General features: G+C 38.2%; 23 protein-coding genes. 10 read left to right on the forward strand and 13 right to left on the reverse strand.

Features of this window, described 5'->3' with window-relative positions:
- Positions 1-48 precede the first annotated feature (48 nt).
- Complete coding sequence (locus WAE64_RS00865) at positions 49-1,185, reverse strand: trans-sulfuration enzyme family protein (protein WP_340233404.1); 1,137 nt, start codon at positions 1,183-1,185, stop codon at positions 49-51.
- A 67-nt stretch (positions 1,186-1,252) separates the two neighbouring features.
- Here WAE64_RS00865 and argB point away from each other — a divergent pair, with 67 nt between their 5' ends.
- Genes argB through WAE64_RS00880 form a run of 3 tightly spaced genes read left to right on the forward strand, consistent with a single transcriptional unit; the run spans position 1,253 to position 3,620 of the window.
- On the forward strand, positions 1,253-2,041 hold the full coding sequence (gene argB / locus WAE64_RS00870; protein WP_340233406.1) for an acetylglutamate kinase: 789 nt from the start codon (positions 1,253-1,255) through the stop codon (positions 2,039-2,041).
- 31 nt (positions 2,042-2,072) lie between these two features.
- The gene (locus WAE64_RS00875) at positions 2,073-3,152 is read left to right on the forward strand and encodes a M20 family metallo-hydrolase (protein WP_340233409.1); all 1,080 of its coding nucleotides are present in this window, start codon (positions 2,073-2,075) and stop codon (positions 3,150-3,152) included.
- 24 nt (positions 3,153-3,176) lie between these two features.
- A complete protein-coding gene (locus WAE64_RS00880; RefSeq protein WP_340233413.1) occupies positions 3,177-3,620 on the forward strand; it encodes a DMT family transporter in 444 nt (147 codons plus the stop codon).
- 24 nt (positions 3,621-3,644) lie between these two features.
- Here the strand turns inward: WAE64_RS00880 and WAE64_RS00885 are convergent, their stop codons facing one another.
- Positions 3,645-4,916, reverse strand: a complete 1,272-nt coding sequence (locus tag WAE64_RS00885) for a 3-deoxy-D-manno-octulosonic acid transferase (RefSeq protein WP_340233415.1) — start codon at positions 4,914-4,916, stop codon at positions 3,645-3,647.
- Between the two features lie 413 nt (positions 4,917-5,329).
- Here WAE64_RS00885 and WAE64_RS00890 point away from each other — a divergent pair, with 413 nt between their 5' ends.
- The 3 genes from WAE64_RS00890 to gcvT all read left to right on the forward strand — a co-directional run bounded on the left by WAE64_RS00890 (position 5,330) and on the right by gcvT (position 9,061).
- Positions 5,330-6,397, forward strand: coding sequence for a tripartite tricarboxylate transporter TctB family protein (locus WAE64_RS00890; RefSeq protein WP_340233417.1), 1,068 nt, complete (start codon positions 5,330-5,332; stop codon positions 6,395-6,397).
- A 42-nt stretch (positions 6,398-6,439) separates the two neighbouring features.
- Entirely contained in the window at positions 6,440-7,831 is a 1,392-nt protein-coding gene (locus tag WAE64_RS00895) for a hypothetical protein (RefSeq protein WP_340233419.1), read from the forward strand.
- A gap of 126 nt (positions 7,832-7,957) precedes the next feature.
- Entirely contained in the window at positions 7,958-9,061 is a 1,104-nt protein-coding gene (gene gcvT / locus WAE64_RS00900) for a glycine cleavage system aminomethyltransferase GcvT (RefSeq protein ID WP_340233421.1), read from the forward strand.
- Between the two features lie 5 nt (positions 9,062-9,066).
- On the opposite strand, the gene WAE64_RS00905 is transcribed toward gcvT, so the two are convergent.
- From WAE64_RS00905 to WAE64_RS00920, 4 genes are all read right to left on the reverse strand, one after another.
- Positions 9,067-9,432, reverse strand: a complete 366-nt coding sequence (locus WAE64_RS00905) for a DUF5615 family PIN-like protein (RefSeq protein WP_340233423.1) — start codon at positions 9,430-9,432, stop codon at positions 9,067-9,069.
- Positions 9,429-9,656, reverse strand: coding sequence for a DUF433 domain-containing protein (locus WAE64_RS00910; protein WP_340233425.1), 228 nt, complete (start codon positions 9,654-9,656; stop codon positions 9,429-9,431). The genes WAE64_RS00905 and WAE64_RS00910 overlap by 4 nt, the downstream gene beginning before the upstream one ends.
- A gap of 99 nt (positions 9,657-9,755) precedes the next feature.
- The gene (gene metG, locus WAE64_RS00915) at positions 9,756-11,804 is read right to left on the reverse strand and encodes a methionine--tRNA ligase (protein ID WP_340233427.1); all 2,049 of its coding nucleotides are present in this window, start codon (positions 11,802-11,804) and stop codon (positions 9,756-9,758) included.
- Positions 11,805-12,030: 226 nt separating this feature from the next.
- Positions 12,031-12,648, reverse strand: coding sequence for a Uma2 family endonuclease (locus WAE64_RS00920; protein ID WP_340233430.1), 618 nt, complete (start codon positions 12,646-12,648; stop codon positions 12,031-12,033).
- 394 nt (positions 12,649-13,042) lie between these two features.
- Between WAE64_RS00920 and WAE64_RS00925 the strand changes: the two genes are divergently transcribed.
- Genes WAE64_RS00925 through WAE64_RS00935 form a run of 3 tightly spaced genes read left to right on the forward strand, consistent with a single transcriptional unit; the run spans position 13,043 to position 14,258 of the window.
- Positions 13,043-13,675, forward strand: a complete 633-nt coding sequence (locus WAE64_RS00925; RefSeq protein WP_340233432.1) for a peroxiredoxin — start codon at positions 13,043-13,045, stop codon at positions 13,673-13,675.
- Between the two features lie 30 nt (positions 13,676-13,705).
- A complete protein-coding gene (locus WAE64_RS00930; RefSeq protein WP_340233435.1) occupies positions 13,706-14,020 on the forward strand; it encodes a thioredoxin family protein in 315 nt (104 codons plus the stop codon).
- On the forward strand, positions 14,001-14,258 hold the full coding sequence (locus WAE64_RS00935; protein WP_340233437.1) for a DUF6952 family protein: 258 nt from the start codon (positions 14,001-14,003) through the stop codon (positions 14,256-14,258). The genes WAE64_RS00930 and WAE64_RS00935 overlap by 20 nt, the downstream gene beginning before the upstream one ends.
- A 164-nt stretch (positions 14,259-14,422) precedes the next feature.
- On the opposite strand, the gene WAE64_RS00940 is transcribed toward WAE64_RS00935, so the two are convergent.
- Positions 14,423-16,135, reverse strand: a complete 1,713-nt coding sequence (locus tag WAE64_RS00940) for an AMP-binding protein (protein WP_340233441.1) — start codon at positions 16,133-16,135, stop codon at positions 14,423-14,425.
- Between the two features lie 346 nt (positions 16,136-16,481).
- Here WAE64_RS00940 and rpsA point away from each other — a divergent pair, with 346 nt between their 5' ends.
- Positions 16,482-18,296: a 30S ribosomal protein S1 gene (rpsA, locus tag WAE64_RS00945; RefSeq protein WP_340233444.1), complete on the forward strand. Its 1,815-nt coding sequence runs from the start codon at positions 16,482-16,484 to the stop codon at positions 18,294-18,296.
- A 147-nt stretch (positions 18,297-18,443) separates the two neighbouring features.
- Here the strand turns inward: rpsA and WAE64_RS00950 are convergent, their stop codons facing one another.
- From WAE64_RS00950 to rpsG, 6 genes are all read right to left on the reverse strand, one after another.
- A complete protein-coding gene (locus WAE64_RS00950) occupies positions 18,444-20,591 on the reverse strand; it encodes a S9 family peptidase (protein WP_340233446.1) in 2,148 nt (715 codons plus the stop codon).
- A gap of 132 nt (positions 20,592-20,723) precedes the next feature.
- Positions 20,724-21,521 (reverse strand): hypothetical protein, encoded by a 798-nt coding sequence (locus WAE64_RS00955; RefSeq protein ID WP_340233448.1) that lies wholly within the window; start codon positions 21,519-21,521, stop codon positions 20,724-20,726.
- Positions 21,522-21,652: 131 nt separating this feature from the next.
- The gene (locus WAE64_RS00960) at positions 21,653-23,008 is read right to left on the reverse strand and encodes an MBOAT family O-acyltransferase (protein WP_340233450.1); all 1,356 of its coding nucleotides are present in this window, start codon (positions 23,006-23,008) and stop codon (positions 21,653-21,655) included.
- On the reverse strand, positions 22,998-24,245 hold the full coding sequence (locus tag WAE64_RS00965; protein WP_340233452.1) for a cytochrome P450: 1,248 nt from the start codon (positions 24,243-24,245) through the stop codon (positions 22,998-23,000). The genes WAE64_RS00960 and WAE64_RS00965 overlap by 11 nt, the downstream gene beginning before the upstream one ends.
- Positions 24,218-24,460 (reverse strand): acyl carrier protein, encoded by a 243-nt coding sequence (locus WAE64_RS00970; protein WP_340233455.1) that lies wholly within the window; start codon positions 24,458-24,460, stop codon positions 24,218-24,220. Before WAE64_RS00970 ends, WAE64_RS00965 begins: the two co-directional genes overlap by 28 nt.
- A 232-nt stretch (positions 24,461-24,692) precedes the next feature.
- Complete coding sequence (gene rpsG / locus WAE64_RS00975; RefSeq protein ID WP_340233457.1) at positions 24,693-25,160, reverse strand: 30S ribosomal protein S7; 468 nt, start codon at positions 25,158-25,160, stop codon at positions 24,693-24,695.
- Positions 25,161-25,266 lie beyond the last annotated feature (106 nt).

Genomic DNA, 25,266 nt, shown 5'->3' on the forward strand with positions numbered 1-25,266 from the left:
GGTTCGAGTTTTATTTAACCCATATTGGGTTATTTTATTTAATGGACATTACAATTGTGCCAATGCCTGACTGAAATCAGCTATCAAATCTTCGATGTTTTCGATACCTACCGAAATCCTCAAAAGATTATCAGGACTTACCGAATGTGCACCCTCAGCCGACTTCCGATGTTCTATTAAAGTTTCTACACCACCTAAACTTGTGGCGTGTTTCACCAACTTTAAGTGTGACGTTAGTTTTAGTGCCGCCTCTTGCCCACCTTTTACCACAATAGACATCATACCTCCGAAACCGTTCTGCATCTGCTTTTTAGCTACTTTGTGGTACTCGTTCGATTTTAAGCCCGGATAATTTACTTTTTCTATCTGAGGGTAATTCTCTAAAAAAGTAGCCAGTTTCATGGCATTCTGTGCATGTACAGGCATTCTGACAGCAAAGGTTGCGAGGCTACGGAATAATAACCAACAATCAAACGGCGATGGGATTACGCCTCCGGTAGTCTGGAAATTTCTTATTCTTGCTTTTAACTCCTGCGGCAGCGTATTGTTAAGCACTATACAGCCACTGATAATATCAGAATGCCCTCCAAAATATTTGGTAGTAGAGTGCATGATAATATCAACGCCAAAATCAAAAGGTTTAGTAAAATAAGGCGTTGCCCAAGTGTTATCGCAGCCTGTAAGTATATTTTTAGCATTAGCCAGTTTTACCACTGCCTGAATATCGGTTATTTTCAAACTCGGGTTCGAAGGCGTTTCTATCCAGATAAGTTTTGTATTTTTCTTTATGGCTTTTTTTACCTGATTAATGTCTGTCATATCAACAGGTGTGCAGGTCATGCCCCAATGCCCGTAGAGGCTTTCTATCATGTATCGGGTACCATAATAAATATCGTCTGGTAAAATTACATGGCTATTAGCTCCTAAAGCATGAAAAACACTCATGGTTGCGGCTTGCCCTGACGAAAAAGCGATGGCGTCAGTTCCGCCCTCTAGTGCCGCAAGTTTTTCTTCAAGCATTCGTCGGTTAGGATTCGATGCCCTTGCATAAATATCTCGGCCTTCTACAAAGCTTCCGTCTTGGGCACGTTCAAAAGTAGAAGAAAGAATAATGGGTGGAATTACGGCTCCGGTAGTAGGTTCGCCATGATTTCCGGTATGAATGCTTAGAGTTTCTAATTTCATGTGTAATTTTGGAGATTAATTCAGCTATCTGTGTTGTACTACAGAAAGCGGCAAATATAACCATTAAATGAAGCAAAAACTTAACATTATAAAAATCGGTGGGAATGTCATCGACAATCCTCGTGCCTTAGCTCAATTCCTAAACGACTTCTCAGCGCTATCAGATGCCAAAATCCTGATTCATGGTGGTGGCAAAATAGCTACCAAAATAGCCGTTAAACTTGATGTAGAAACCAAAATGGTAGACGGCCGACGTATTACCGACCTGCCAATGCTTGAAGTAGTAACAATGGTATATGGCGGCTTGGTAAATAAACAGGTAGTGGCACAGCTACAAGCTTTAGGTTGTAATGCCATTGGGCTTACAGGTGCCGATGCTGGTGTGATATTGGCTAAAAAACGCCCTGTACGAGAGATTGACTATGGTTATGTGGGTGATGTTGAGAAAGTGAACGATGCCATTATCAAGAATTTTATAGATAATGATTTGACTCCGGTTTTTGCCCCGCTTACGTTTGATAAAGACGGCAATATACTTAATACCAATGCCGATACACAGGCATCGTCGGTGGCTGTGGCAATGTCAAGCCATTTTGATGTAAATCTGATTTATTGTTTTGAGAAAAAAGGTGTACTTTCAGACCCTGAAGATAATGATTCGGTGATTCCGACACTTACACCTGCCAGCTATGCCGATTATAAGGCTTCAGGTGCGATTAATGCGGGCATGATTCCGAAATTAGATAATGCTTTTGCTGCGCTACAGAAGGGTGTTTCGAAAGTAATTATCTGCCATGCAGACGAATTACAGCAAGCCGTAGCGCAAGGGCAAAGCGGAACACAAATTATTCTTTAACTTTGCAGTACTAATATTATTATAGAGATATATGATTCAAAATTCCAATCTGGTTGAGACACTGACAAACGATGCGATTGAGTTACTGAAAGATTTAATCCAGACCGAATCTTTTAGTAAGCAGGAAGATGAAACAGCCGCTATTATTGAAGAATTTTTTCGGGCAAGAAATATTCCGTACCGCAGAAAGAAAAACAATATATGGGCAAGAAACAAATACTTTGATGCCAGCAAACCTACTGTATTGCTCAATTCTCACCATGATACGGTAAAACCTAACCCGTCGTGGACACTTAACCCATTTAACCCTTTGCTAAAAGATGGCAAGTTGTATGGTTTAGGCAGCAATGATGCTGGCGGTTGCTTGGTTTCATTGATTGCCACTTTTTGTTATTTCTACTACCGTGACGATTTAACTTATAATGTGATTATGGCTGCTACGGCCGAAGAAGAGATTTCAGGACGTGAGGGATTGGAAATGGTAGCACCGGAATTACCCGAAATTTCGTTTGCCATTGTAGGCGAGCCTACGCAGATGCATCTGGCAGTAGCCGAAAAAGGGCTGTTAGTATTAGATTGTATTGCACATGGTAAATCGGGGCATGCAGCAAGAAACGAAGGCGAAAACGCTATTTATAAAGCAATACAAGATATTAACTGGTTTCAGACTCATCAATTCCCTAAAGTATCAGAGAATCTTGGGCCAATTAAAATGACGGTTACTATCATCGGCGCCGGAACGCAACACAATGTAGTGCCAGATACCTGTAAGTTTACTGTTGATATTAGGGTAACAGAGCAATACACTTTAGAAGAAATTATTGAAACCGTAAGAAAGAATATCGGTAGTGAGGTAATTCCGCGTTCGATTCGCTTGAAACCATCGAGTATTCCAATGGAACACCCGATTGTACAGGCGGGTATATCGATGGGGCGTACTACTTATGGCTCACCGACTACTTCTGACCAAGCTTTGTTAGATTGCCCATCTCTAAAAATGGGTCCTGGTGATTCAGCACGTTCGCATACCGCCGATGAGTATATTTATCTGGAAGAAATAGTAGAAGGCATTCAGTTATATATACAAATGCTTGAGAAAGTAATTCTTTAAGATAGAAGAATCAAATAATCATTAATGAATATCATTTTTTACTTCTTTGCCATACTTTGCGGGGTAGCCAACAGCATTCAATCAGGTGTGAATGCCGAGCTTCGCAAATCTATCAATAACCCAATCTATACGGCTATTTTTTCTTTTTCGATTGGCTTGATAAGTTTATTACTCATAACACCGCTTTTCAAAGAGCCTTTTCCGTCGCTGGCTTCGCTTAAATCGATAGCATGGTGGAAATGGACAGGTGGGCTTTTGGGTGCTTTTTTTGTAACTACCGTTATATTGAGTATTCAGCGAGTTGGCTCGGCCAATATGCTGGCACTTATCGTAGCAGGCCAGTTAATTACAGCCATGACCCTCGACCACTTTGGTTTATTGGGTTTCAAAATACACCCAATCAGCGTGTGGCGCATTATTGGCGGAATAGTAACTGTAATAGGGGTTTATTTAATAGTGAAGAACTAGAGAGAACATAGAAAGCATAATAAACTACTTCTTTATTATGCTTTCTACAACTGTCATTATTTTTTGCGTAGCTCCTACATTATTTTCTACGTATTTCTGACATATTTTAGCGGCTTTAGCTCTTTGCTTTTCATCAGCTTTCATAGCTTGATATTTCACTTTCAGGTCTTCCATATTTTCAACCGGAAAAGCCCCTCCTAATTCTATCAAATCGGTAGCCTCCTGAAATTTATGGTAGGCTTTATTGCCGAAAAAGATAGGCATTCCGAAAGTAGCCGCTTCCAGAATATTATGTAAGCCTTTGCCAAAAGAACCACCAATAAAGGCATAGTCGGCGTATTGGTAAAGAGACGATAACATTCCGATATTATCAATAAACAGCACATCGTAAGAAGCTAAATCTTTCACCTCGTCAGTATCAGAAAACAACACCGATTTCGCTGATAATTCTTTTCGCCAGATGGCTATTTCTGCATCATGAATTTCGTGCGGGGCTACAATAAATTTCGTATCATCTTTCAAGGCGTTCATCATAGGTATCAGCACATCCATATCAGTTTGCCATGCTGAGCCTATAATAAATACCTGATGCCCGTCTTTAAATGTTTTTACTACCGGAATATCCTTTTTGTTATCAACAATCTGTTTAACACGGTCGAAACGGGTATCGCCCGCTAAAGTTGCGTTGTCAATATCAATGGTTTGTAGCAATTCCAGTGAACTTTCGTTCTGCACCAGAATATGATTAAACTGATGCAATAGTTTACGATAGAAACCTCCGTAAAACTTAAAAAAAGCTTGGTCGGGTCTGAAAATAGCAGAAAAAGAAATAATCGGAATCCTGTATTTGTTGAGTTCGGTCAAGTAGTTTTTCCAGAATTCATATTTTACAAAGAAGGCAATATTTGGTGCTACTATTTCTACAAATTTTTGTGCATTTTCGGGTGTATCAGCCGGAAGATAATAGATATATTCGGCACCCGAATAGTTTTTGCGAATTTCGTAACCTGAAGGCGAAAAGAATGTCAATATGATTTTGTAATCAGGATATTGTTTGCGAAAAGCTTCTATTACGGGGCGGCCTTGTTCAAACTCCCCTAGAGAAGCGCAGTGAAACCAAGCTACTTTGGTATTTCTCGACCTTAGCTGTCGGCGTTCAGTATCTGATTTTAACTTACTGAATATATTATTTCTGCCTTCTACCCAAAGTTTTGCCTTCTTGTTGAAGGGAGCAATAAGCCTGAGTAAAGAAACGTACAAATAAATTGATAGGTTATAAAGAATGTTAAGTAACATACAAATGCTTTTTAAAAACCAATAACGGTATTTAGCAACAAACCTACAAAAAACCTTTGACAAACAATCTTTTTAACTGATTTCGTGTGCTAAAACAAGGCTTTTTCTCCAATATTTTTCTATCGCATTACTTCATTAATCAGTTTATTTATTTGCAGCCAAAAATACTTATTGAAATAGGACAAAAGCAAGAAAAAACAACCGTATAGCCCTTGCAGAAGCCTCTCTTCACAATTATTTAAAGAAAATCAAAATATTTTTCTGAATTTAGAGTTATAATGGCAATTATAACGGATAATATTTGTTATACCGTGAGCCATATTGTGTTTTTCACTATTAAATACAATTTCATTTCCTACAAAAGCTATTATCCCATATAAAATTGGGGAGATGATTAAAACACCAATTAACCCATGTCTTTCCTCGATCGTTTAAAAAACTGGTTTCGTTCTGAAATACCTTCAGATGTTCCCAATTACGAGGCACCTGCTGTAGTAAACGAAGCTCAGAATGAAGTAAGTACGCCCGACGCTCCTGCAACAGAAGTACCTGTTCAGCCTACAGAAGCCCCTTTGACGCCTTTTTGGTTAGAAAATGAAGATGCCCTAAGAGATGAAGGCGTAATTTTTGGTTTGTCCGAATCGAAAGCAGAAGAGAAAATAGCAGCTATACGCAACTATTTTTCACATAAAACAGCTAATCTGGAAAAAACAGTTGAGTATCTTTCAGAGAAAATAGGTGAGTTGAATCTCTTTATTGAGCAAAAAGAAACTCGTATTAACGAGCTGAAAGAAAAAGCCCTTGTGCTTGAAAACCGTGAGGCTGCAACGCATTACTTGCCTCGTACTATTGTTGGTCTTTTGTTATCGTTGGCTATGTGTGTGGGTAATTACTACCTGATTGATGAATCTATTCAGCCGAATTTTCCGCAAAACCATTTGTTTATTGCAGTGGGTATTTTGCTGGCCGGTATGTTTAACTTGTTTAATCCGAAATCTTTGTTTCATGAAAAAGATACACCTGTTTCATGGAGGAATATGCTAGAAGAAGTAGGTATGCCTTTGGCTGCTTCGGTTTTTGTATTTGTACAGGCACTTGAGCACCAATCTGTTGCACGTTCGCTGGCACTCTTATTTTTCACATTCTTCTTGTTTTTGTTTGCAGGTAAACTGTTGCTTAGCAACCTGACTGTTACCAAAAACGATATGGGCTTATGGTTGAGCAACCGACGCCTCGAAAAAGACAAAGTACGCAAAGCCGATGGCTGGGAAGTAGAACTGAATCAACTAAAAAACGAGATTGATCAGCAAAGGGTGCAAAAATGGCAAATAATTGATGAGCTAAAAGCACCTGAGGCAGAATTGAAACGCCTGAACGAAAAACGTGATATGATGATAAAATTGTTTGAAAGTGAGTTTAATCTGGCAAGAAGCTACCGTGAAAAACTGACAAACAAACAAATCAAAAAGATTTTAGAATAGTAAAGTATTGTTTACCACAGTACAAAACGAAAATATTAGAGCATGGAAAAAGAAAATGAAAATTATTATAACGGCGATTATCAGCATGGCTATATCACCGGTATTGAGAATGTAAATAAAGAAACCTACGAAAGTTTCTTGTCGAGCCATGTAAGCTATGAGTGGTTACAAGACCGTATTGCTGAAAAACGTGACGAAATAGCTGAAATAGATGAAACTATCAAGACTAGCAAAGAAATTCAAAAGACAGCTTACGATAAACTACAGGAGCATACACTGGCTGTAAATACCCAAACACAGCACATAGGTTATATTCAGAAAGAAATTGATACCAACACCGAAAGAATCGATTTTTTGGATGGAAAACGTAAAAAATCAGAATCACCTTACTCACTTTTTGCTGGTATTCTCTACTTGTTGGCAGGTATAGCATTTGTATCAGGTGATTTGATTATTTCTCACGAAATTGTGGCGTATGCCCTTAACATACGCAATAGTTTTGAAGCATGGGCTTTTGCTATTGGTTTGGCTATGTTGTCTATTTTATTAAAACCTGCTTATGAGCGCTTGGTTGAACAACCATACTTGACCGATTATAACGCTAAAACCAAGAAAGTCTATGGTGTTTTTCAGGGCTTTTTATTAGTGTTCTCTATTGGTACCATGCTAGTTTTAGGCTGGTTTCGTTATGAAGCCTACAAAACAGATAAGCTGAAAGAGGGTATAAATAAACAAATAAAGGCTTTGCAATTAGATAGCACACCTTTAGACCCATCGGTAGCACAGCCTACAGATAACCAAGCACTTATTCAGAAGATGGACGAGCAATTAAAAGCTTACGACAAACTAAATATTGATTTAGTAAATAGCCCGTGGGCTTTGATGTCGTTTGTTTTGAGTGGTATCCTGTTTGCTATTGCAGGGGCTATTTGTTTAGGTATTGCACTTCCGGTTATGCAGGCTTATTGGTATAGATGGTTGCAGTCGGGGCCGGCTATCAGACGCTTACGTAAGAAAAACGTTAAACTCACCGAAGAGCTGAAAGCAGCCGAAAAAGTTTTGGCTGAGCAAACGGCACAAAGAAACATTGTAGAAAACGATTTGGCAAATCTACCAAGCCTAGCTGAGCTAAAAGAAGAAAAGAAAACGATTTCAGCCGAAATTCTGGCTATGCTTGAGCATGCTCGTATGGCAGACCAAGACCGCAGAATTAACTCATTTAATGATGGTGTTGCCAAAGGTGGCGCAAACCGTGGAGAAATGACTGACGATGAGTATGAAGAGTTTAGAACTGCCTCTGTCAGACAAATGCGTAATGCGCAGGATTCTAACTCAGATAAAACGCCAAAAGTGTATCGCAACAACGGGCTACGCCCGCATCAGGCATTGCGTAAAGTAATTACTGAGCAATTTAATAACCAGAATCCTAATTAAAACAACAGGGTTTTGACAGATATAAAAGTAGAATCATAGCAACGTGATTCTACTTTTTTTATTCCAGCGGGTTATAAACCGATATTTTGCCTATTTTTGTGCCAGAACTTATCATAACAACAATACATGGAATCAACAGATATAAAGAAAATCCCTTTAAGTGATTTACACGAGAAAATCGGCGGAAAAATGGTACCATTTGCAGGCTTCCTTATGCCTGTGCGTTATTCATCTGATATTGAAGAGCACAATTGCGTGCGCAATGGTGTTGGTGTGTTTGATGTATCTCACATGGGCGAGTTTATGTTGACCGGCCCCAAAGCCCTTGACCTTATTCAAAGAGTATCAGCCAATGATGCTTCTACCTTGTTCGATGGTAAAGTACAATATAGCTATTTGCCCAATAAACAAGGCGGTGCAGTAGATGATTTGTTGGTGTATAAATTAACCGACGAATGGTATTATCTGGTTGTGAATGCCTCTAATATCGAAAAAGACTGGGATTGGATTCAGAGCCATAACACAGATAATGTGCCTATGAAGAATTTATCTGATACTACCTGTTTGTTTGCTATCCAGGGTCCTAAGGCGCTTCCGACTTTACAGAAATTAACCGACATAGATTTAGCATCTATGGATTATTATACTTTCAAATCAGGCAAAGTAGCCGGAATTGAGCCGGTATTGGTTTCGGCAACGGGTTATACAGGTGCAGGTGGATTTGAAGTGTATGTTGATAACCAACACGCCGAGCAATTATGGAATGCTATATTTGAAGCGGGTGCTGAGTTTGACATTAAACCTATCGGCCTTGGTGCGAGAGATACCCTACGCCTTGAAATGGGCTATTGCTTATATGGCAATGATATTACTGACACTACCTCGCCGCTAGAGGCTGGTTTAGGTTGGGTGACCAAGTTTAACAAGAACTTTATTAATTCAGCTAATCTGCAAGCACAAAAAGCTAATGGCTTGAAACGTAAACTGGTAGGTATCGAAATGATTGACAGAGGTATTCCTCGTTCGCATTACGAAATCTGTGATGCTGAGGGTAATAAATTAGGTGAGATAACTTCTGGCACTATGTCGCCAACTTTGCAGAAAGGTATTGCAATGGGATACGTACCAACGGAATTTTCAAAAGCCGGAACAGAAGTGTTTATTAAAGTAAGAGATAAATTGTTGAAGGCCTTAGTTAGAAAAATGCCTTTTGTCAAACCGGGTGTGTAACTATATTATTTTAGAGGGAGGATTCTAACCCTAACCTTATTGGTATCAAAGGTTATTAAACTCCCCTCTTTAAGGTAGTTTTCATATTGGTTAAGACAGTTTATAACCATTTCTCCTATAGATTTGGGAAGTAAATCTTGACTTTTTAGTTGAAATACACTCGGAGCATTTGCATTTGTAGCTGCTAGTATGGTGCCAAAATCTAAATCATTGGTAAATACGATATAGTTATTAGCAGAAGCATAATCAAATATGATTTTATCGGGGTCATTTGCATTGCCTACATTTATCCAATGAATGGCTTCAATTCCAAGTTCTTGCAGATACTGAGCCCAAATGGGCGATAAATTCATGTCAATTAATATTCTCATGAAAATACAACGGGAATATCAATCTCTTCTGCTCTCCATGCCGCATAAGAAAGTGCTTGACGCAAGTCTTCGGTTTCTAAATAAGGATAAGCCTTTAAGATTTCATCATAAGAGTGTCCGGCAGCTATTAAACCTACAATTGTTCCTACTGTTATTCGCATTCCACGAATACAGGGTTTACCGCCCATAATATTTTGGTCAAAGGTGATACGATTCAGGTTCATGATACAATTTTTTAAATTTCCTTTTACAAATATAACGAAATTTAAGTCTATTGGTATTAAACAAAAGCGGGAAGGTTTTGAATCCCTTCCCGCTTTACATTAACTCACCGGCCCACCATTCCAAACTTCTTTATGTGGTTGTAAGAGTGCCAGACTACCGTCTCGGTTTTCTGCCATCAGAATCATACCGTTCGATTCTACGCCCATCATTTTTCTTGGTGCCAGGTTGGCTAAGAAAGTTACTTGTTTACCTATCATTTCTTCAGGTGTAAAGTACTTAGCAATACCACTCAGAATCGTTCTTTTCTGAATACCATCATCAATCAGAAACTTCAATAGTTTATCACTTTTAGCTACTTTTTCTGCCTCTAAAATAGTGCCCACACGAATATCCAGCTTCGCAAAATCATCGTATTGAATGCTAGCTTTTAATTCAGGTACTGCTTTTGTTTCGTCTTCTTTCTTTTTCGCTTCTAGTTCATTCATCTTTTTTGTATCTAGCAATTTCTGCACTTGTTTTTCAACTACACTATCTTCAATTTTTGTAAACAATAGCTCAGTTGGATTTAATTTATGACCCGCTGACAATAGATCTATTTCACCTGCTCTGTCCCAAGTCTGAGGGTCAAGATTCAGCATTTCAAATATTCTAGCAGCCGTAAAAGGTAAGAAAGGCTCACTAACAATTGCCAAACTTGCAGTTATCTGCACAGCAATGTTCATGATAGTTCCTACTCTTTCAGGGTCTTTCTCTTTCCAAGGTTCAGTTTCTGCCAGATACTTATTTCCTAAACGAGCTAAATCCATCACTAAAGTTAAAGCCTCACGGAATTTGTAATTAGTAATTGCATCGCCTATTTGTTTTGGGAGAGTTTTTAGGTCTTCTAAAACTTTTGTATCAATCTCACCTAGCGTTCCTTTTGCAGGTACAACTCCATTAAAGTTTTTATGAGTCAACACCAAGGCACGGTTAACAAAGTTTCCGAAAACACCTACTAACTCGCTATTATTACGGGTTTGGTAGTCTTTCCATGTAAACTCGCTGTCTTTGGTTTCAGGAGCATTAGCCGATAGGACATAACGCAATACATCTTCTTTGCCCGGGAATTCTTCTAAATATTCGTGCAACCAAACAGCCCAGTTTCTTGACGTAGAAATTTTATCTCCTTCAAGGTTCATAAACTCATTGGCAGGCACATTGTCAGCCAGAATATAACTTCCTTCTGCCATTAACATAGCAGGAAAAATAATACAATGAAAAACGATATTGTCTTTACCTATAAAATGTACCAGTTTGGTATCTTTGTTTTTCCAGTAATCTTCCCAGTTTTTACCATTCTGGTCGGCCCATTCTTTGGTAAAAGTAATATAGCCAATAGGCGCATCAAACCACACATAAAGTACTTTACCATCAGTATCAGGTAATGGCACTTTAATACCCCAATCAAGGTCACGAGTCATGGCACGAGGTTTCAAGCCCTCTTTCAGCCAAGATTGACACTGACCAGCAACGTTGGTTTTCCACTCTTTGTGGCTGCTTACATATTTTTCAATCTCAGGCTGCATACGGTCAAGCGGCAGATACCAGTTTTTGGTTGGTTTCATTACCGGCTTCGAGCCTGACAACGTAGAGTGTGGGTTCTTCAATTCGGTTGGTGAAAGCGTAGAGCCACAACGTTCGCACTGGTCGCCATAAGCATTCGGATTCGCACATACAGGGCACTCTCCGGCAATATATCTATCGGCCAGAAATTGTTGCGCCACTTCATCGTAATACTGCTCGCTTGTTTCTTCATCAAAGTACCCTTTATTGTACATAGTTGTGAAAATCTCTTGCGAAAGTTTATGATGCGTCTGGTTTGATGTACGTGAATAAATATCAAACGAGATACCGAAATCGGCAAACGATTTCTTGATTTGCTCGTAATAAAAATCTACTACTTGCTGAGGTGTTTTGCCTTCTTTTCTGGCTTTAACAGTAATAGGTACGCCATGCTCGTCGGTACCGCTGATGAATGCTACATCGGCACCTGTTGAGCGAAGATAACGCACATAAATATCAGCAGGAATATAACAACCAGCCAAATGACCAATGTGAATTGGGCCATTGGCATAAATTAAGGCTGCTGTAACGGTGTATTTTTGCATAGGTAATGGTATTGTGTGATTTTAGTACTTAATTAACGAGAAAAATCCCGTTTTCGTAATACTAAATCACGCATTTTAAAAATAAGTTCGCAAAGTTACAGTATTATATGATTTTTGAATAGGCAGCAAATAAAAATCACTGCAAAACTTTATCTGGAAAGAGATGTAAGTAAATCATAAAGTTGTGAAGAACACTCTATTTCTCAAAATCAGGCCATATGTATGCCTATACTACGAAGTTTACATTTTTATAAATACGCTTCATTGATACTTCTATGCCAAGTGATTGAAGAGGTAATTTGCCTTCTATATTTGTTACAATGGTTTCGTGCCAAAGGCCCGGGCGCTCTCTGAACCAAACTTCTGCATAGCACTCATTCTGGCGTATCATCACATATTCTTTGAATGATTCAAGAGTTTTATATTTATCAAATTTACTCGTTCGGTCATATCGTTGAGTAGATTTAGACAGAACTTCTACTACTAGAATCGGATTTATCAACAACAAATCATCATCATCCCAAAACAAAGGTTTCTCACAAATAGCCAATGTATCGGCATAAACGCTTTCGTCGAGATTTGGTAAATATATTTTCTGATCTGAACCTAAAACCTGATAATTTTTTTCGGCCTCTTCAATTACATTTGTCATTTCAACAGCAACGTTCATTGCTATCAAGTTATGGTTATATCTTGCGTTAGGCATTTTAATTATCTCGCCATTTATATATTCATGCTTATGTACCGAACTACCCTCCTTCCGTAGATATTCTTCCAAAGTATATTTACGGGCAGGTTTATGACGGATAAGTCTTGGTAAAAAATCACTTGTTCCGGTTGCCATCTTTCCTAAAGTTTATCTATACAAATATAATCAGTTTTTAACTTTAAAGGTGAAATATTTCACTTTTAAAATGACATTTTACTCACCTGTTATTTACGCAACAGCATCATTGCTATATGTTATCATTTCTCATAAAAAGCTTTTTGTAAACAATCCCTTTCTAATAAAAAAACAATTTCTACGCTATTTCATAAATGCAAAAAAATTGCACTTTTATTCTATTCCTGACATCCATCATATTTTGTTTAAGCTATAGAATATACCTTTGTAGAGCATTTGGACTATTAAAAGAACTTAATAGATGATTCAAATAATTCACAGATTCATACAAATTTTTTGTATTTTTTTGTGTTAGTTTTTAAACACATAAATAAAGTAAACTCATAATAATACAATGTCATTAGTAGGAAAGAAATATCCGCACATCAATACAGGTGCCGTAATCGACGGAGAAGAAATCGTTGACAACTTCAGTTTAGACCAATATTTAGGCAAAAAATATGTTATCTTATTTTTTTACCCTAAAGACTTCACTTTTGTGTGCCCAACAGAGCTTCACGCTTTCCAGGAGAAATTAGCTGAGTTCGAAAAAAGAGGTGCAGCAGTTGTTGGTTGCTCAACAGATACAGAAGAAACGCACTTAGCATGGTTGAACACGCCGAAAGAGCAAGGTGGTATTCAAGGTATTACTTACCCGATTATTGCTGATACTTCTAAAATTGTTTCATTAAACAGTGGTGTATTAGGTGGCGAATACGTATTCAACAACGAAACCAGAACATGGTCATTCGTAGGCAATCCGGTTGCTTTCCGTGGTACATTCTTGATTGATAAAGAAGGTATCGTGCGTCATGAATCAATCAACGACCTACCACTAGGCCGCAACATTGACGAGTACCTACGTTTGTTAGATGCGCAACTACACGTTGAGAAATACGGTGAGGTTTGCCCTGCAAACTGGGAAGAAGGCGAAACTGCTATGGTAGCTACTAATGCTGGTGTTGCCAATTATTTTTCACAAAACTAATCAGGTTAATTCCTTAAATAGATTACGCTTATGTTAGTTGAATTAGCAGAAGATAACTTAGCCGATATTATAGCACAAAACGAAACTGTAATGGTGCAGTTTTCGGCTACATGGTGTGGTAATTGCAGACTGATGAAACCTAAATTCAAAAGACTGTCGAACGATAATGAAAATACCACGTTTGTGATTGTTGATGCAGAGAAATTTCCTTTATCAAGAAAATTGGCTGCGGTAAATAATCTGCCAACATTTGCCAGCTTTAAAGGTGGCCAATTGGTGAATCAGGTACAGACAAATAAAGAAGAACAATTAAAATCTTTGATAGATGAAATTACCCTTAATTAGACAAATTCAGCGTACCTCTTCGGTTGCTGAAATTGAGGCCGCTATTAAAGTTTTAGAGAATATTTCAGAAACTCCTTCTTTAAAAGATGAAGAGGTAGACGTAATCGGAGAATTAATCTCTAATTTCTGTGGAGCACTGGAAGTGCACCAAATGATAGCCGAAGGTATGCCGGAAAAAGATGCAGCTAATACTTTTATGAAAAAAGTACTAGGCTCTATTGACCGAGTGAGTGCTTAAGTCGCAATTACTTCATTAACAAAAATGCCCTCTTATCGTAAGATTTGAGGGCATTTATATTTATTGGAGTTCGGTGAATGAATTCACCGCCTAAATTAACAAAGGATTGTTTTATTTATCTGCCTCGACTTAAGTCGGGCACTTTTAACTCGCAAAATGGCTCCTTACTTCTTCTTCGCCATTTCTTCTTCTTTCAAGGCACGGCGTAAGATTTTACCAACGTTGGTTTTAGGCAATTCGGTACGGAACTCAATATGTTTTGGGCACTTGTAGCCTGTCAGGTTCTGCTTGCAATAAGCTTTTACTTGCTCTGCTGTTAGCTCAGGGTCTTTTTTTACGATAAAGACTTTTACAGCCTCAGTAGATTTTTCGTCCGGCACCCCAATACAAGCAACCTCTAGTACGCCCGGGCAAGTAGCAACTACGTCTTCAATCTCGTTAGGATATACGTTAAAGCCTGATACCAGAATCATGTCTTTTTTTCTATCCACAATCTTGAAGTACCCGTCTGCATCCATTACGCCAATGTCGCCGGTTTTAAACCATTCTTTTCCTTCGGCATCGGTCATCATTACCTTTGCGGTTTCGTCAGGGCGATTATAATAGCCTGCCATTACTTGTGGGCCATGTGCGCAAATCTCCCCTACTTCTCCGACTTCGCCCCAACTGCCATCATCTTTCAATACTTTTACTTCTGTACTAGGCCAGGGTATCCCGATAGTACCAACTCTGTTTTCGCCTACCAATGGGTTAGAGGTTAATACAGGCGAAGTTTCTGATAAGCCGTAGCCTTCAGCCGGTAAATTACCGGTCATTTCTTTCCAACGATTAGCCACTACTCCTTGCAAAGCCATACCACCTGCCGAGGTAATTACCAGATTGCTGAAATCAACCTCTTTTATTTGTGGGTGATTCAACAATCCATTATATAGCGTGTTAAGCCCAGTAAACACATGCGGAGGATTTTTCTTTAAATCTTTAATGAATGCGGTTAAATCACGTGGGTTTGTGATTAAAAGATTCATTGTGCCTGTTTTTAAAGACGTAAGCGCATTAACGGTAAGAGCGTAGATATGATAGAGCGGTAAAGCTGCAACTACCACTACCTTACTATCTTTAATCTTTCCGGTAAGCACACTTTGCCATATATAGTTGGCCTCAAGGTTCGCCACAATATTACGATGCGTAAGCATAGCACCTTTCGATACACCTGTTGTACCACCTGTATATTGTATAAAAGCGAGGTCGCTATTAGTAACTTTTGGTTTTGTCCAGGTCATGCTACTTCCTTTACTAACAGCACTCATAAATGGCATTGCTTGTGGTAAATGATACTCAGGCACCATTTTCTTCACGGTTTTTACCACAAAGTTCACAATCTGCTTTTTCGGGAAACCCAACATATCGCCCAATTGTGTTACAAACACATGTTCGATTTTTGTTTTATCAATTACCTTCTCAAGATTCGAAGCAAAATTGGCTACAATTACAATAGCTTTAGCTCCCGAATCTTTAAACTGGTGCTCCATTTCGCGAGGTGTATATAGCGGGTTGGTATTAACAATAATAAGCCCAGCTCTTAGTGCACCAAACATGGCCACCGGGTATTGCAAACAATTAGGCATCTGGATAACCAGACGATCGCCTTTTTGCAAACCCGAATTTTGTAAATAAGCTGCAAAGTCTCTTGTATATTTATCAAGTTCCCCAAATGTTATCTCTTTCCCCATGCAGGAGTAGGCAGCATTCTGCGCATATTTTTTAAAACCTTCATCCATCAACTCTAACAACGACGGGTAGGCATCAGGGTTGATTTCATGAGGGATACCCTCTGGATAAAATTTCAGCCAAGGGTGTGGTTGTGTTTTAATAGGCATAACAGTTTTCAGAATTTATTTAAGGGTTAACAGTTGTTGTATTTTTTAATGTAAAAATAAGACGATTTATTGATAAGCAACGAGAAAAATCGAAAAATATTAGGCACGCATAATATTTTTAGGTTTAAGAAGGGCCTTATCTGAGACAAAAATAGATTAATAATTGCGTCAGAATAACCAATGAATAAAAAAACCACTTAACTAGCTAATAATAAATAAATTATCTTGTTTATCAGGAAAGAAAAATGTACCTTTGCAGTCCTTTTTCAAAAGGTTTTATTTTCAATTTAATTTCGGTCTAAAAGCCCGGTAGACCGATGTATATGTGGGCGCATCAAAAATATATATGGCACAAGTTGCAGAATTTGACTGGGACAAAGTCTCAAAAAGAGGTATCGGTAGCGGCTACTCCGCTTCTGAGAAAGCAGAACTTGAAAAACTTTACAGCGAAACGCTTTCACAAGTTGATGAAAAAGATGTAGTAATGGCTACGGTTGTGGGTATCACAGACCGTGAAGTATTACTAAACATTGGTTTCAAATCAGACGGTCTCGTTTCTATTTCTGAGTTCCGTGATTTACCTAACCTAAAAGTAGGTGACCAAGTAGAAGTTTTCATCGAGAAACAAGAAGATGCAATGGGCCAATTGGTTATCTCTCGCAAAAAAGCAAGAGTATTGACTGCTTGGAACAACATCGAAAAATCGTTTACAGAAGACGCTATCATCGATGCATTCGTGAAACGTCGTACGAAAGGTGGTCTAATTGTAGACATCTACGGAATCGAGGCATTCTTGCCAGGTTCACAAATCGACGTTAAACCGATTCGCGATTTCGATATTTTCGTTGGTAAGAAAATGGAGGTTAAAGTTGTTAAAATCAACCATACCAACGACAACGTTGTTGTATCTCACAAAATTCTTATCGAGAAAGACCTTGAAACGCAACGTCAGGTTATTCTTAATAACCTTGAGAAAGGTCAGGTATTGGAAGGTGTGGTTAAAAACATTACTAACTTCGGTGTGTTCATCGATCTTGGTGGTGTTGATGGTCTACTTCACATTACTGATATTTCGTGGGGTCGTATCAACCATCCAAACGAATTGCTTAAACTTGATCAACGTATCAAAGTGGTTGTTTTGGACTTCGACGAAGACAAAAAACGTATTTCGTTGGGTATGAAACAACTTGAGTCTCATCCTTGGGATTCATTGGCAGAAGGATTGTCAGTTGGTTCTAAAGTAAAAGGTAAGATTGTAAACATTGCAGATTACGGTGCATTCCTAGAATTGAAACCGGGTGTTGAAGGTCTTATCCACGTTTCTGAAATGTCATGGTCACAACACCTACGTAACCCATCTGATTTCTTGAAAATCGGTGACGAAATCGAAGCAGTTGTATTGACTCTTGACCGTGAAGAGCGTAAAATGTCTTTAGGCATCAAACAATTGACTGAAGATCCTTGGACAAAACAAGACTTATTGAGCAAATATGGCGTAGGTACTACTCACTCTGGTACTGTACGTAATATGACTAACTTTGGTATTTTCTTAGAACTTGAAGAAGGTATCGATGGTTTAGTACACGTTTCTGACTTGTCTTGGACTAAGAAAATCAAACACCCATCTGATTTCGTGAAAGTTGGTGATTCTCTTGAAGTAGTTGTACTAGAGCTTGACGTTGAAAACCGTCGTTTAGCACTTAGCCACAAACACTTAGAAGAAAACCCTTGGGATACTTTCGAGCATATCTTCACAGTAGGTTCTGAGCACGAGTGTACAATTATCTCTAAAAATGACAAACAAGCAACGCTTGAGCTACCTTACGGTATTGAAGGATACGCATTGTTGAAACATTTGGCTAAAGCTGACGGTACAGTAGCTGAAGCTGGTGAAAAATTGCCATTCCAAGTGCTTGAGTTCCACAAAGAAGAGAAGAAAATCATGCTTTCTCACTCTAAAACTTGGGAAGCTCCTAAGGAAGAAGAGAAAAAAGAAGCTAAGAAAAAAGGTGGAAAAGAAGCAACTGCTTCTTCTTCGAATGACGAAAAATCGACACTTGGTGACCTTGATGCCCTTGCTGCATTAAAAGAGCAAATGGTAGAAGGCGAGAAAAAGAAACTTTCTAAAAAGAAAGAATCTGAATCTGAAGTATCTGAGTAAGATAAATCATAAGTAACAAAAATGGCTTCTCGTAAGGGAAGCCATTTTTGTTTTATAGGAGATTGAGATTCTATAATATATTGAGCATCAAAGTAATCGGATATTTTAACTTAAAGGTTAGAACTTTGAAACACAAGAAAGAAATCTTTACTTCACCCCAACAAACCGCTCAAAAAACTCATAAATACGTAAGATTCTATCGATTCGCTGGCGAACATTCCCTGTTCTTGATAATTCATGAGTAGCACCCGGCATACGCACATATTCTACATCTTTACCAAGATACTTCAAGCTTCTGAACATCATTTCCGATTGTATCACACCCGTGCGCAAATCGCTTTCGCCGTGCTTAATCAAAAATGGTGTTTTAATCTGGTTTACAAAAGTATAAGGTGAGTTAGCATTTATTTTGGTTACTTTTTCATCTTCCCAAGGTAAGCCGAAGTAATTGGGCACTAAACGCCATGCGTTGGCTTCACCCATAAATGTTGTGAGGTCGTACACACCACGTTGTGCAAAAGCAGCTTTGAAACGATGGTCTTGTGTGATAATCCACGCTGTTAAATATCCGGCATAAGAACCTCCCGTAATTACCTGGCGAGCTGTATCTACCCACGCTTCTTTGGCAGCATCAGTGCAAGCACTTAGGGCATCTTCTTGTGGGCCCTTACCCCAATCACGATAGTTTGAGAACTGGAACTCTTTGCCATATCCACCTGAACCTCTTTGGTTAGGATACACTACACCATAGCCTTGAGAACAGAAATACTGAAACTCATGCCACATCGAAAGTTCACCAGGACCCCACATAGCTGTTGGGCCACCATGTAATTGTAGCAATAATGGATATTTTTTACCTGCCTCAATAAAAGTCGGCTTCATAATCCAGTATTCTACTTTTTCGCCTTTAGAGTTAGTATAAATACGTTTTTCAGGATAACTTAATTTTCTACCTTTTAACCATTCATCGTTATTAGCACTTAATTTTACATCGTTTTTCATGTTTAAATCGGCCATGTAAACTTCTGACGGATTGGCTACTTCGGTTTTGGCATATACTACTTTATCTTTTGCCAATTCAAACAATCCTTTACCTGACTCATAATCGCTCAGGCGTTCAATTTTACGAGTTTTGGCATCCATTCTGAAAACAGGGATACCGCCATTTGAAGAGGCCGAAAAATATAGATACTTATTATCTGAAGTCCATTTAAAATTGCTTGGTACACGGTCGAAATCTACTACCTGACGGTTGCTACCATCGGCATTTGCAATCACCAACTGACCAAATGAAAGCAAGTTAGGCGTGTTCATATTCATAGCCAATAATTTTCCGTCTGGCGATGGCTCTATACCCGAAAAGCTTTTACCATCTTCTGAAACCAACACTTTTCTGTCAGAACCATCAGGTTTCATACTTATTACTATACTCTCTTGCTCACGGTCGGGGTGTTGGTCGGAGTCTTTTCCACAAACAGCCAACACTCTTTTACCATCAGGTGTCCAGGTAGCTTGGCCATGCGACCAAAAGCCGCTTGTAAGTGGTGTGGCTTTGGCATTTTCTTTTACATCAATCACAAAAATATGTGAGAAATTCATTTCCGGTTCTACTGTAGCCTCACCCTGAAAATTCAGGCGATTTACTACTTTTGCTTTTTTATCTTCTACGTCTTTATCCAGATACGCACGTATTTCTTCTATGCTACCATCAGGATTAGCCTTTGTTTTCTTGTCTTTATTCAAAAACTCATTTTTCGGGAAACCAGGTTTTTCTAATGACCAAAGTGGACCTGCTTTTGACGGATTCAGCAGAGAGTCCTTCAATAATTCATTAAAAGAGATACCACCGCTAAAAAGTATCTTTGAACCATCGGGCGAAAAAGAAGGATTGCTTGCACCATATTTTGAGTTTGTCAACTGCCACGCTTCACCACCATCAAGCGGCATGATAAAAATCTGCGCTTTGCCTTTTGTGGCTCTTACAAATGCTATGGTTTTTCCATCGGGCGAAAAAGTAGCTTGTGAAGCACTTTCTGCTCCACGGGTTAAGGCTTTTGGGGTACTATTTGCCTGTAAGTCTACCAGATACAGATGTGTACGATAATCGTACTCTAGGTTATTATCTGCATTAGTTTCGGTAGTTTTCAACCCATATACAGCCTTCTTACCATCGGGCGATGTAGTGATTGAGACAACTTGCTTGATTCGGGTTAAATCAGTTACCAGAATTTTCTGTGAATTGGTTTGTGCAAAGACAAAGTTTGAAATGAAGAGTAAAGTCAGGATTATTCTCATATGTTTGTTTTGAGGTTTATCTGGTAAAAATACAAAAAGAGGCGTAATATATTGAATATTTTACGCCTCTTGTACAAAAGCATTCTGCATGCTTAACTTATTTTGAATTATTATTTCGAAATCTCCCAGACCCTATCTGTTTATTCTCATAATCTCCCTAGCCACTTCCATACTATTAACGCTAGCTCCGTTTTCGTTCAGGTGCCCTGGGTCGTACAAATACTTACCGTTTGTAATTTTCGTAAGAAAATCTGCTGAATACACCCATTTATTTGATGCTGGCAATGCACTAAAAATAGGCAATATTTGCTTTCTTTCAGTTGTTTTAGGCATATTAAGTGCTATGTAATACACTATTTTTATATCCTGCTTTTTTGCTCGTTCCATTAAGTCAATCAACATTGTATACATTTTTTGTTGTAGCTCTGTTAATGGCACTTGTGGCTGATTAATATCATTGATACTGATAAAATCTTTGGGTTTATCAGAGTAAGCAGCAGCTTTTTTTACAAATCCTATTTCTTTCAAAATCACCTGTTCTGTATAAACTGATGCCTTGAATTGCGAACGGACATTCACAAAAGAAAAAAATACTTTTTCTATATCATTAAACTTAAACGACAAATCAACCTGTTTCTTCATTAAATTGTACAAATCGGTATAATTACTAAAATAAAGATAATGGTTGGGAGGTAGAATAGTGAGGTCGGATAATTCAAAAAAAACAGTACTTTTTGCAGGCAAAACAGGTATAAGTTTTTCGGTCAACTCATAATTATATAAAACACTTGACCCCGAAAGCCCCATGTTATAAAAATTAAACTCAGGTAGTTGTCTTTTTAACAAGGCAGTGTTAAACCCCGCTTGTACTCTACTTGAGCCTACAAAAACAACCTTTGGCTTCTTATCATCAGCGTTAATATATTTCAATAGGTTTTTGTTTATATCACTGTTTTTTGAAAACGTTTGTGCTAAAGCTATAAATACGATATACATAACACTAACAATAAACGTAAAACCCAAAAGCTTATAAAAAGAACTCTTAATTAGGTATGTCATAACTAAAACTGTCTATAATAGGCGTCTTCTATTTGCCCCAAGCCCATGCTAAGTATTATAAATGCCAGTAATATATAAATTGCCCATCTTGCCTTGAATGAGAACAAACCAATGTACTCATCAATAGTTTTTTCTCCGGCTTTTTTATAGAAATAATCCATAAAGATAAATAAGGGTAAAATGTACAAAAGCTGATGCAATAGCCTCATATCTACAAGCACAGCCAGATTTGTCTTTGCAAATAAAGCATTAAGAGTAGCACTCAGGTTATTAGTTCTGAAAATAATGGCTAAAAACGAAGCCCCTACTATATGATACGTAGTACCGAGAGCCCTATTAAACGGTGTATCAGCAAATTTAAAGTGGTCTCGTACCTTGTTTTCAATAATTATCCAACAACCGTTTATAAGACCCCAGATTAGGAACTTCCACGATACCTCATGCCATAGACCTATCAAGCTGAAAGTGCTTAACATTGCCAGATTAAACTGCCATTTGTTCTTTGCGTTTCTGGCAATCGGATAAAATACATAGTCTCTGAACCAGTGGTTCAGCGTTATGTGCCAACCTTCCCAATAATGTTTTCGTGAGTGAGCGGTATATACCCTACTACGGAAATTATGCGTAAGTTTAATGCCAAATATCTGCGAAGTACCCTGAAAAATATCTATATACGAACTAAAATCGCAATAGATATAAATTAAGAAAACAAGCCCTCCTACTAACACCACGCCTCCATGATATATTTCGGGGTTATCAATAATAGAATCTACTACTTTTTTTAGTCGTTGGGTTAAAACAATGTTTTTGAACAAACCCCATAAAATAAGCCTGAAACCTGCCGAAAAGTTTTTATCTGATAAGCCAACTTTATTCTTAAACTGTGCAATCGTTTTTTTGTACCGATGCATGGGGCCAGCAGAAATGTAAGGAAAATAAAAAAGGTAGAGCAGCATTAACCAATAGTTACTTTCGGCTTTTATATATCCCTTTCTTAAATCAAACAGATAACTTAAACCATTAAACGTTATATAAGAAATACCCAGAATAGTAAAAGATTCCGGCAGGCTACTCTTTGGGAAAAGATGCAGTTTCTCGGTTAATAGTGCCGCTAAGCCCAAAAATATAATACCATAATAGGCAAACTTCGATTTGTTTTTTTCGATGAACCTGCCACCAAAAAAAACAATCAGAGAAAATAGCAGAATAAATATTATAGCCCATTGAGCAATAAAAATGTATAACAAAACACTATTTACCAGCAAAACTTTCCATTTCTCTTCGAGTTGTTTAAATATCAGCAGACCTGATACATTCAAGAAAATAAATAGCAGAATTAACGAGATACTAATTGCCATTAACTTGGTTTTTAACGCTAAAGAGATTTTTTACTCCTCTCATAAAAATCCCTCGTTGCCATTCTATTTCTACCCCCTCTTCAAGAGAATACCCTTTAATAATCTTAGCTAATGGTTTTAACAATGTTCGAAGCTCTAGTCTCGCCAGTTTAGCTCCTACACAAGTATGAGAGCCGCTACCGAAGGTCAGATGCGGATTATAACTTCTATCGGGCACTATCTGCTCAGGGTTTTCAAATACGGCAGGGTCACGATTGGCAGAAGCTAAAGACAGAAATATTTTAGAGTTAGCAGGAATCACAATGCCTTCGATTTCAATAGGCTGAGGATTAATACGGATAGTATATTGCTGCGGAGCGGCAAAGCGCAACAATTCTTCGGCAAAAATATTAATCTGTTTGGCATCTGCATTAAGCACGTAGTCTATCAGAGATGGGTCTTTAAAAAACTCTAGTATGCCGGTAGTAACAGAATCGACTGTGGTTTCTAAAGCACCAAAAAACATGATAGTGATAACCGATACAAGCTCATCTTTCGAAAAAGGGCTACCCATTTCGGCATTGATTCGCTTTAGAGTTTTTACCAACGCACTCTCGGTAAGTTCGTCATTATCAAAATCTTTTGAGATAGTAGTAAATATCCATTCAGCATCGGCATTATACGCCTGATATTTTTTAATAGATACATATACGTCTTGGGAGCTTGCCAATGAGTGAGAAATCTTTTTCAGATGCTCATAAGACTTCCATTCATCAGAAGTAGGCTGATAAAACGAAACAAATACCAACGAAGGCAACACTGATACCACCGAGGCCAGGTCGGGCTTCTCTTCATTAAAAAACTCGGCAAACCATTTATCAAGCGATTCGTTTACGTGCTGCTCTAGGTCATAGCTCTTCAATGCCCTTTCAACCAGCTCTCGGGCCACTTTGTGGTCATCGCCGTCGAGATACATCAGCCACTTTTTAGTAGTCTTTGATAGAAATGGGCACTGATTCGTATTTTTTAGTATTACAGGTTCTTTTTTCTCAAAAAAACCAGATAAGTCGGCAGTAATACATGAGGGGTCTCTCAACAATTGCTTTATATGCTCATACCTAAATAAAACCCATTCGCCATAAATCCCTTGTTGAATAGGGTTATATTCACGGCATTCGGCCAGATTCAGGTAAGGATTATGATTATATTCAGCACTTGATGGATTCCATTTTACGAGTTTTGCTTGTTGATTATCCATCCTATTACTTCGTTAATGGTTTCAAACTCACTAAAAATAGTAGGTTCTATGTAGAAACCCACAAAATCTTCTAAATCCTGAGAAAGGGAAACTAAAGAAATAGAATCTAAATGGTAGTCTTCAATGGGTGTGTCGAGGGAGATTTCAGCCTGACTTTTTCCTAGTTCTTCTGCTAATTTTTTCTGAAACCAATCAACAAGTTTTTCGTTTGACATAAGAATAACTTTATTATAAAAAATATGCAATTGACTTTTATAAGCTCAATTGAAAAATCATTAAAAAAATAAGTAAGGAGGCAAGACCAGAACAATAAAAACTAGGAATGCAAAAGCAGAGTTATTTTTGGTTAGGTGTTTTTATAGTGTTTGCCAGGGTGTACAAATATAAGCAAAAAACCGCAAGCTCTTTGCAGAACTTGCGGTTTTGTATGTAACCACTTCTGATTGATTAGAATCTAAAGTGGGAGAACGCCTTGTTAGCTTCTGCCATACGGTGCGTATCATCTTTTTTCTTCACTGCTGCACCTTCACCTTTTGAAGCCGCAACGATTTCACCTGCCAAACGCTCTGTCATGGTTTTCTCTCCACGTTTACGTGAATAGTTGATTAACCATTTCATTCCTAAAGATTGTTTACGCTCCGAACGTACCTCTGTTGGTACCTGGAAAGTAGCACCACCTACACGACGGCTTTTAACCTCTACCGCTGGTGATACGTTGCTCAACGCTTTTTTCCAAAGCTCTAAGCCGTTTTCTTTTGTACGTTTTTCTACTAGCTCTAATGCACCGTAGAAAATACTGTAGGCAATACTTTTCTTGCCATCGTACATCAAGTTATTTACAAATTTTGTTACTACTACATCTCTGAATTTAGGATCAGGTAATACGTAACGTTTTTTTGGTTTTGCCTTTCTCATTTCTCTTTTTAAATAAATAAGGTTTCGTTTTGAAAACTAATTCACCCTGAGTCAATCAGGATTACTACCCCGTAACTAAACGATTTTCCGTAGTGACGGTACTAAA

This window comes from Emticicia soli (assembly GCF_037860775.1).
Taxonomy (GTDB): Bacteria; Bacteroidota; Bacteroidia; order Cytophagales; family Spirosomataceae; genus Emticicia; species Emticicia soli.